We start from the raw sequence: 7,489 nt of genomic DNA, 5'->3' as shown, positions 1-7,489 counted from the left end.
ACCGCCCATGTGGCCCGCTACGCGGACGGGCCGACGGACGGGCTCTGCGCGGCCTGGCTGGACGAACCGGCCCTCCCCCCGCTGCCGCCCCCGCCCCACGGCACCTGACGGCCCTCCCCCCGGCCGTTGTCGGACCCGGGGCCTAGGCTGGAGACCAGTCGGTTATCAAGGAGCGGTGCTGTGCGGATAGAGCGTCATCAGGTGGACGGAGCGGCCGTTTCGGCGGCCCTGGAGGATTTCGAGAACCGGTTCGGGGGACAGGTCCGCACGATGTCGCGGGGCGGGCGGATGGCCACGTACGAGTGGCAGCTGCTCTCGGAGGAACTCCTCGACCACCTGGGCGCGCTGTCCGTCGGGGCGCCCGCCCTCGACACCCCGGAGGCCGAGGCCTGCCTGAAGGACGCCGCCGCGGCCGCGGCCGGCGCGGTCGCGTACGCCGCGTACAACACCTACGACTCCTTCCACATCTTCCTCGACCACGTGAACTTCGGGATGAGCTACCGGCCCGGTGGCGAGCGCGACGAGCTGGACGGGGTCACCCCCACGGAGTGGAACAACGCGTTCTGCCTCGCGATCCTCGCCGACACGGTCCCGGCGAACGGCGAGGCCTTCCACTTCGCCCGCCAGGAATGGGAGGAGAACGCCCCGGGCAGCCCCGCCATGGAGCTCGTCAAGGGGTTCATGGCCCAGGTCGTCGGGGACACCGGGGACGAGGACGAGGAGTATCCGGCGAGCGCCCGGGCGAAGCTCGCCGCCATCGACGCCGGGCTGGAACGGATGCGCGTGCGGGCCGGGGAAGGTGAGGACGGCCTCCTGGGGCGGGGCGACGCCATGGGGCTGCGGGTGCTGCGCGCCCTGGCCGCCGGCGACCGTGAGGCCTTCGACACCGAGCTGGCCGCCCTCCTGCTGCACCACAGCGCCCAGCCCGGCCCCGTCACCCGGCCGCGCAGCCTCCTCCCGCTGCTGCCGCTCGCCCTGGCCGCGCTCGCGTACCGGACCCACGGCTGGACACCGGCGGTCGACACGGACTACCTGCCGCGCACCCTGGTCACCTGCTTCGGGACGGCCTGAGGCGCCGTCCGCCTGACGGCCGTACGCCGCGGGCCGTCCCGCGCGGGCCGTCAGGCGCCGTCGACGAGGCGTTGGAGGCCCGGCGCGTACAGGTCGGCCAGGCGTTCGGCGCTCGTGTGCGCGCCCGCCCCGTCCGGGCGGTGCAGGCTCAGGGTCGCGCCCAGCCCCAGCAGCTGGCCGGCGATCAGCTCGGCGCGCAGCGCGGCGTCCGGCCCTGTCAGGGCCCGGGCCAGCCGGTCGGTGACCTGCTCACGGAAACGCGCCCGCAGCAGGGTGCGCTCGTCCTCGATGCCGAGCGAGAACACCACCCGCAGCAGCGGGTCACCGCCGAAACGCTCCCGCAGGTCCACCATCGTCAGGACCAGGTGCCGCCCGAGCTCCGGGGGCGGAGCGGCGAACAGGGCGTCGGCGGCCGCCCCGAAGTCGGCGACCGTGTTGAACAGGGCCTCCTTGCTGCCGAACCGCTTCACGATCAGCGACGGGCTCACCCCGGCGTCGGCGGCGATGCCGCGCATGGTGACCTCGGCGTACGGCCGCAGCGTGAACGCCCGGCGCGCGGCCCGCACGATGGCGTCCCGTCCGCTCCCGGCACCCGCCTCGTCCCCGGAGGTGGCGGCCCGCGCGGAGGCGGATCCGTCGGTGGTGCTCATGCGCTCTCCCGGGCGGCGGTCTCGGACGCTGACACCGTGACCGTACCCTCCTGCGCGCCCCGCTCGCGCGGCCGGTCAGACGGCAGGAACAGCGTGGCGGCGAGCGCGGCGAGCGCCGTCGCGCCGGCGATCAGGAAGACCAGCAGGTACGCGTGCAGGGTCGGGGCGGTGCGCCCGCCCGCGGTGAACGTCAGATGGGCCAGCACGGCGGCGACCACCGCACTGCAGCAGGCCTGCCCGACCGACCGCATCAGGGTGTTGAGGCCGTTGGCCGCGGCCGTCTCGCCCACCGGCACGGCCCGCATGACCAGGGCGGGCAGCGCCGAGTAGGCGATCGCCGTGCCGGAGGAGACGACGGTGGCGCCCGCCACGATCATCCAGAGGCTGTGGCTGGTGAAGAAACGGACCGCGTACCCGGCGGCCATGACGACGGAGGCGAGCGCGAGGGCGGTCCGGGGCCCGTACGCGGCCGAGATCCGCGCGGAGACGGGGGAGAGGGCGACCATCGCCAGACCGCCGGGCAGCAGACACAGGCCGCTGACCACCATGGACGCGCCGATCCCGTACCCCGTGCTGGTGGGCTCCTGCACCATCTGGCCCGTGACGAGGGAGTTGGCGTAGAAGGAGAAACCGATCAGCAGCGCCGCGACGTTGGTCAGGAGCACTGCGGGCCGCGCCGAGACCCGCAGGTCCACCATGGGCGAGCGGGTGCGCAGCTCGTACCGGCCCCAGAGCAGGCCCACGGCGACCGACGCGCCGAGCAGGCCCAGCGTGCGCGCCGAGCCCCAGCCCCAGTCGGCTCCCCGGGTGATGGCGAGGAGCAGTCCGACGAGGCAGCCGGTCAGGCCGAGGGTGCCCGGGAGGTCGAAGCGGCCGGGGGAGCGGACCGGGGACTCCGGGACGATCCGCAGCACCAGGAGCAGGTCGAGCAGGCCGAGCGCGGCCGACGCCCAGAACATCGTGTGCCAGTCGGAGTTCTCCATGACCACGGCGGCCACCGGCAGGCCGATCGCCGCGCCGATGCCGAGGGTCGAGCTCATCAGGGCGATCGAGGGCAGCACCCGCTCGACGGGCAGCTCGTCGCGGATGATGCTGATGCCCAGCGGGATCACCGCGAGCGCGGCGCCCTGCAGGCCCCGGCCGGCGATCAGCACACCGATGTCGGAGCTGACCGCGCACAGCACCGAGCCCAGGGTCAGGACGCCGAGCGAGGCCAGCAGCACCCGCCGCTTGCCGTACATGTCCCCGACCCGCCCCAGGACCGGGGTGAAGACGGCCCCGGTGAGGAGGGTGATGGTCACCAGCCAGCCGGCGGCCCCCGGGCTCGCGCCCGTCAGCGCGGGGACGTGCGGCAGCAGCGGGACCACCAGGGTCTGCATCACGGCGACGACCATGCCGCAGAAGGCGAGGACGGGTACGACGAGCCGGGCGTGCGGGGAGGGCCGGCCGGCGGCTATCGCGGAGGGCATGCTGCTCCAGACGGGGGGAGGAGAGCGGAACACCAAGGAGGGGTGCACGATTGTTCACCCCCACGGTAAACGACTGTGCACCCCTGTGTCCGCCCTCCGGCGCCGCCTCAGCCGGCGGAGGAGTCCGGGCCCTCGGGGCGGCAGTAGCGGCGTACGAGGTCCTCGTGGTCCGGGAACAGCGCCACCAGCTCGTCGGGACGGCCCAGGGTCATGTCGGCGAAGTCGAACCCCGGCGCGACGGCCTCACTGATCAGCCCGTGGTCCCCGGCGGTGAGGTGGGACGCCTTCCACACCCCTCCGGGAACGGCCAGGGTGAGCACCTCGCCCCGCCCCGCGTCCTGCCCGAGGACGGCGGTCTCGTACCGGCCGTCCGGATGCAGCAGGTGATAGGTGATCGGATCGCCGTGGTGGTGGAAATGCAGGATGTCGGACCGGTTGAGGTGCCAGTGCCCGACCGGCGACCAATGCGTGAGCAGATAGTGGATCGACGTCAGGGTGAAACGGTCGCCCGCCGGGGTCGTGGTCGGAGGGCGGTGGTCCGCCTGGAACGTCCGCCTGAAATACCCGCCCTCCACGTGCGGCTCCAGGCCGCGGGCGGCTATGCATTCTTGTGCCGTGGGCACGGGGTCCTCCTCGGACGGGGAATCGGTCGCTCGAGTATGGGGCGTACGTCCCGGACCGCCGCGAAATTCCAGGGGGATTCGAGGGTGGTTCGACCCGTAATGCGGTGGCCATTTCCGGCATGACCGTATTCTCATTCCTGTGCCCTGCTGACCCTTTCTCCCGGCAGGGCGCCCAGAAAAGCGTCGCCGAATTCGTGAGCAGGGCGGAACGAATGGGAATTCCAGTGGACCGAGAATCGACTACCCTGACCGCCCCGCGCCCGGACCACCGCGGCGACGGCCCGGTCTCCTTCGCGGCGACCGCAGTCGAGGTGGCCGGCGACCCCGAGGACGGCCCCCGCCTCCTGCGCCGCGCGGCCCGGCGCCTGTGCGAGGCCGCCGGCCCGGACACCGTGCTCACCCACACCGGCGGAGAGCTGACCGCCCGCCTCGAACCGGGCCTGCACGCGGCGATGTACGTCTCCACCGAGATGCGCCGCGACGGCGCCGGCTCCCCCCTGCTCCGCCTGAACCTGCGCCTCTCCGGCCACGGCGCGACCCCCTCGCCGGCCGCGCTGGAGCGCTGGGCCGAGGTCTGGCACCGTCAGGCCCTCTCCGCCCTCGAGGTGGTGCGCGTCGCGGGCGAGCTGCCGCTGATGAGCGCGGCCGTCGAACGGCTGCGTCCCGGCCGGCCCCTGGAGGGGTTCGCGGTGCTGGTCACCGGCCACTTCCTCACGGACCTCGTCCACCTCGTCGGCTGCCTCGCCGAACTGGGTGCCCCGCTCGACGCGATGACGGTCCTGCGCAAGGACTACGCGTACCAGTGGCGCCACCGCGTCCACGGGCACCTCGTCGAACAGGGCGTCCGCGTCGTCGACGCGGCGGACCCGGCCGCCGTACGCGAGCACACCGAGCGGGCCCGCCGCAGGGGCCTGCGCTGCCTCGCCCTGGACGACGGGGGTTACGTCGCACCCGCCCTGCTGGACCAGGCCCGCGCCGGCGGCGGCGCCCCGGCAGGTCCGGGGGACTGGGCGGGGGTGGTGGAGCAGACCATGTCCGGGATCTACAAGCTCCAGGGCCGCGAGCCGGAACTCCCCTTCCCGGTGTTCTCGGTGGCCCAGTCCCGGCTGAAGGGGCGCATCGAGTCGTACTGGATCGCCGAGAAGGCCGTCACCACCGCCCTGGACCTGCTGCCCGCCCTGAAGATCGAGGGCCAGCCCGCGCTGGTCGTCGGCTACGGCAACGTGGGCGCCCAGATCGCCGCCCTGCTCACCCAGCGCCGGATGCGGGTCGCCGTCCACGACGCCGACATACTCCAGCTCATCGACGCCCACGAGAGCGGCTACGTCACCGACCGGGACCTGCCCGCCCTGCTGGACCGGCACGAGCCGCTGCTCGTCTTCGGCGTCACCGGCCGCACCAGCATGTCCACCCGGGAGTTCCGCTCCCTGCGCCGCCCCGCCTACCTGGCGAGCGTCAGCAGCCGCGACATCGAGTTCGACCTCCCCGCCCTCGAAGCCCTGGCCGAAGGCGACCCGGTGACCCGCCCCTCCTCCAGCACCCACGTCCTGCCGGGCGGGGTCGACGTCACGGTGCTGGCCGGCGGCCGGCCGGTCAACTTCCACGAGACGGACAGCATCAGCAACCTCCACTCCGACCTCGTCTACGCGGGCATGCTCATCGGTGCCTGCGCCGTCGCCACCCGCCCCGCGCCGCCCGGACTGGACCGAGGCTGGGCCGACGCCGTCCTGGAGGAGTCCGGCCTCCTCCTGGACTACTACGACCGCTACGGCCCCCGCGCCACGGCCCGCCCGGCAGCCCCGCGCCGCTGACCCGCCCCATGGGCGAACACGGAGACGTCACTGTACGGACCGTCGGCTCGGCGGCCCGTACAGCTCGTCGACTTCCGGCCGTTCAGCCGCAGTCGTCGTACCCTCCGCCCCAGTCGTCATCGTCGTCGTACCAGCCGTGGCCGTGACCGCCCCAGTCGTCGTCGTCGTCCCAGCCGCCGCCACCGTGGCTGTAGGCGACCGCGTGGGTCGGAACCGCCGCGGAGGCCGTGCCCGCCGCGCCCATGGCGGCGCCGCCGGCCAGCAGGACGCCGATCGCGGAGGCCGCGAAGAGCCGCTTCACTCTCAGTGCTTGCATGGTGGGTAACCCTTCTCGTACTGCGCCGTACGCACGGCGCGAAACGGTGTCCTCCTCCTTTCGCCAGCAGAACGGAGTTTTTGCCTTACCCGATAAACGTGCAGGGGGCGCATCCGCCGTCAACGTGGCCGATCGGGCCACGGACCCATGGGCGGGACCGCTCATTCACCCGGCCGTCTGCGTCACCACAGGTGAATTACCTGCTTCCGCGGTGGCGGCCGTCTTCTGACCATGCTAGTCACCTACCTGTGAGTCGTCACCTCGGGCGGCCCGGACCGAGCGCCCGAGCTACCCGAGAGGGGTGCCGGGGTGGAACAGGAACGCACGACGTGCTGCGTCGTGGGAGGAGGGCCCGCCGGCATGGTGCTGGGGCTGCTGCTGGCCCGGGCCGGGGTGGAGGTGACGGTCCTGGAGAAACACGGTGACTTCCTGCGGGACTTCCGCGGCGACACCGTGCACCCGTCGACGCTCTCGCTCCTGGAGGACATCGGCCTCGCCGAACGCTTCGCCCGGCTGCCGCAGCGCCGCGTGAGCTCCGTCCAGCTGCCCATCGGGCCGGACCGCTCGCTCGTGACGGTGGGCAACCTCGCGGCCCTGCACGGCACTTACAACTACATCGCGATGGTGCCCCAGTGGGACCTCCTCGACCTCCTCGCCGACGAAGCGGGCAAGGAACCCTCCTTCCGGCTGCGCATGGACACCGGGGCGACCTCGTTCCTCATGGACCGCGGCCGGGTCACGGGGGTGCGCTACCGCACCGCCGACGGCCGTACCGGCGAGCTGCGGGCCACCCTCACCGTGGCCTGCGACGGCCGGGGCTCGCTCGCCCGGGCCCTGCCGGAACTCGGCCTGGAGGGCTTCCCCTGCCCCATGGACGCCTGGTGGTTCCGCCTGCCGCGCAGCGAGGACGACCCCAGCGGGCTCGTCGGCGGCCTCGGCGACCGCTTCTTCACCGCGCTCATCGACCGCGGCGACTACTGGCAGTGCGCCGCCCTCATCCCCAAGGGCACGGACGCCGAGCGCCGCGCCGAGGGGCTGGAGCGGTTCATGACCCGCTTCACGCAGGCCGTACCGTGGCTGGCCGACCGCGCCGGTTCCGTCACCTCCTGGGACGAGGTCAAACTCCTCGACGTACGGCTCGACCGGCTGCGCCGCTGGCACAGGCCGGGGCTGCTGTGCATCGGGGACGCCGCCCACGCCATGTCGCCCGTCTTCGGCATCGGCATCAACCTCGCCGTCCAGGACGCGGTGGCCGCGGCCCGCCACCTGGTGCGCCCGCTGCGCGAGGGCACGGTCGGGCTCCACGACGTGCGCCGCGTCCAACTGCGCCGCTGGCCCACCACGGTGGCCACCCAGGGCCTCCAGCGCCTGGCCCACGCCCAGGTCATCGAACCCCTGCTGGCGGGCCGGACCGCCTTCGGCGATCCCCGGCGCGCCCAGCGCCTGACGGAACTGGTCACGGAATCCCGCTGGCTGAATCGCGTCCCCGCCTACTTCATCGGCTACGGGGCCCTGCGCGAGCGCCCCCCGAAGGAGTCCCTGCGCTGAC

The 7,489-nt window shown here is 73.3% G+C and carries 7 protein-coding genes; 3 read left to right on the top strand and 4 right to left on the bottom strand.

The window, feature by feature from the left end; all coding sequences use genetic code 11:
• Nucleotides 1-180: 180 nt before the first annotated feature.
• Nucleotides 181-1,071 (top strand): Imm49 family immunity protein, encoded by an 891-nt coding sequence (locus VR44_RS31415; RefSeq protein ID WP_245692607.1) that lies wholly within the window; start codon nt 181-183, stop codon nt 1,069-1,071.
• 50 nt (nt 1,072-1,121) lie between these two features.
• Here VR44_RS31415 and VR44_RS31410 read toward each other — a convergent pair whose 3' ends face one another.
• The 3 genes from VR44_RS31410 to VR44_RS31400 form a co-directional block, all read right to left on the bottom strand.
• Nucleotides 1,122-1,721, bottom strand: coding sequence for a TetR/AcrR family transcriptional regulator (locus tag VR44_RS31410; RefSeq protein ID WP_045951017.1), 600 nt, complete (start codon nt 1,719-1,721; stop codon nt 1,122-1,124).
• Nucleotides 1,718-3,190, bottom strand: a complete 1,473-nt coding sequence (locus VR44_RS31405) for an MFS transporter (protein WP_045951016.1) — start codon at nt 3,188-3,190, stop codon at nt 1,718-1,720. Before VR44_RS31405 ends, VR44_RS31410 begins: the two co-directional genes overlap by 4 nt.
• A 107-nt stretch (nt 3,191-3,297) precedes the next feature.
• Nucleotides 3,298-3,813 carry a cupin domain-containing protein gene (locus tag VR44_RS31400; RefSeq protein ID WP_045951015.1) on the bottom strand — a complete coding sequence of 172 codons (516 nt, stop codon included), beginning with the start codon at nt 3,811-3,813 and terminating at the stop codon, nt 3,298-3,300.
• A gap of 224 nt (nt 3,814-4,037) precedes the next feature.
• On the opposite strand from VR44_RS31400, the gene VR44_RS31395 reads away from it, so the two are divergent.
• Nucleotides 4,038-5,624, top strand: a complete 1,587-nt coding sequence (locus tag VR44_RS31395; RefSeq protein WP_045951014.1) for a Rossmann-fold NAD(P)-binding domain-containing protein — start codon at nt 4,038-4,040, stop codon at nt 5,622-5,624.
• 82 nt (nt 5,625-5,706) lie between these two features.
• On the opposite strand, the gene VR44_RS31390 is transcribed toward VR44_RS31395, so the two are convergent.
• The gene (locus tag VR44_RS31390) at nt 5,707-5,940 is read right to left on the bottom strand and encodes a hypothetical protein (RefSeq protein ID WP_045951013.1); all 234 of its coding nucleotides are present in this window, start codon (nt 5,938-5,940) and stop codon (nt 5,707-5,709) included.
• Nucleotides 5,941-6,300: 360 nt separating this feature from the next.
• Here VR44_RS31390 and VR44_RS31385 point away from each other — a divergent pair, with 360 nt between their 5' ends.
• Nucleotides 6,301-7,488, top strand: coding sequence for an FAD-dependent oxidoreductase (locus VR44_RS31385; protein ID WP_045951012.1), 1,188 nt, complete (start codon nt 6,301-6,303; stop codon nt 7,486-7,488).
• Nucleotide 7,489 lies beyond the last annotated feature (1 nt).

Source organism: Streptomyces katrae, from assembly GCF_000966975.1.
Classification (GTDB): Bacteria; Actinomycetota; Actinomycetes; order Streptomycetales; family Streptomycetaceae; genus Streptomyces; species Streptomyces katrae.
Note: the sequence above shows the minus strand (reverse complement) of the source record. Positions and strands in the feature narration are given on the sequence as shown.

Coding starts and splice junctions, on each gene's coding strand:
- VR44_RS31410 (WP_045951017.1), bottom strand. CDS start 1,721: ATGAGCACCACCGACGGATCCGCCTCCGCGCGGGCCGCCACCTCCGGG.
- VR44_RS31405 (WP_045951016.1), bottom strand. CDS start 3,190: ATGCCCTCCGCGATAGCCGCCGGCCGGCCCTCCCCGCACGCCCGGCTC.
- VR44_RS31390 (WP_045951013.1), bottom strand. CDS start 5,940: ATGCAAGCACTGAGAGTGAAGCGGCTCTTCGCGGCCTCCGCGATCGGC.
- VR44_RS31385 (WP_045951012.1), top strand. CDS start 6,301: ATGGTGCTGGGGCTGCTGCTGGCCCGGGCCGGGGTGGAGGTGACGGTC.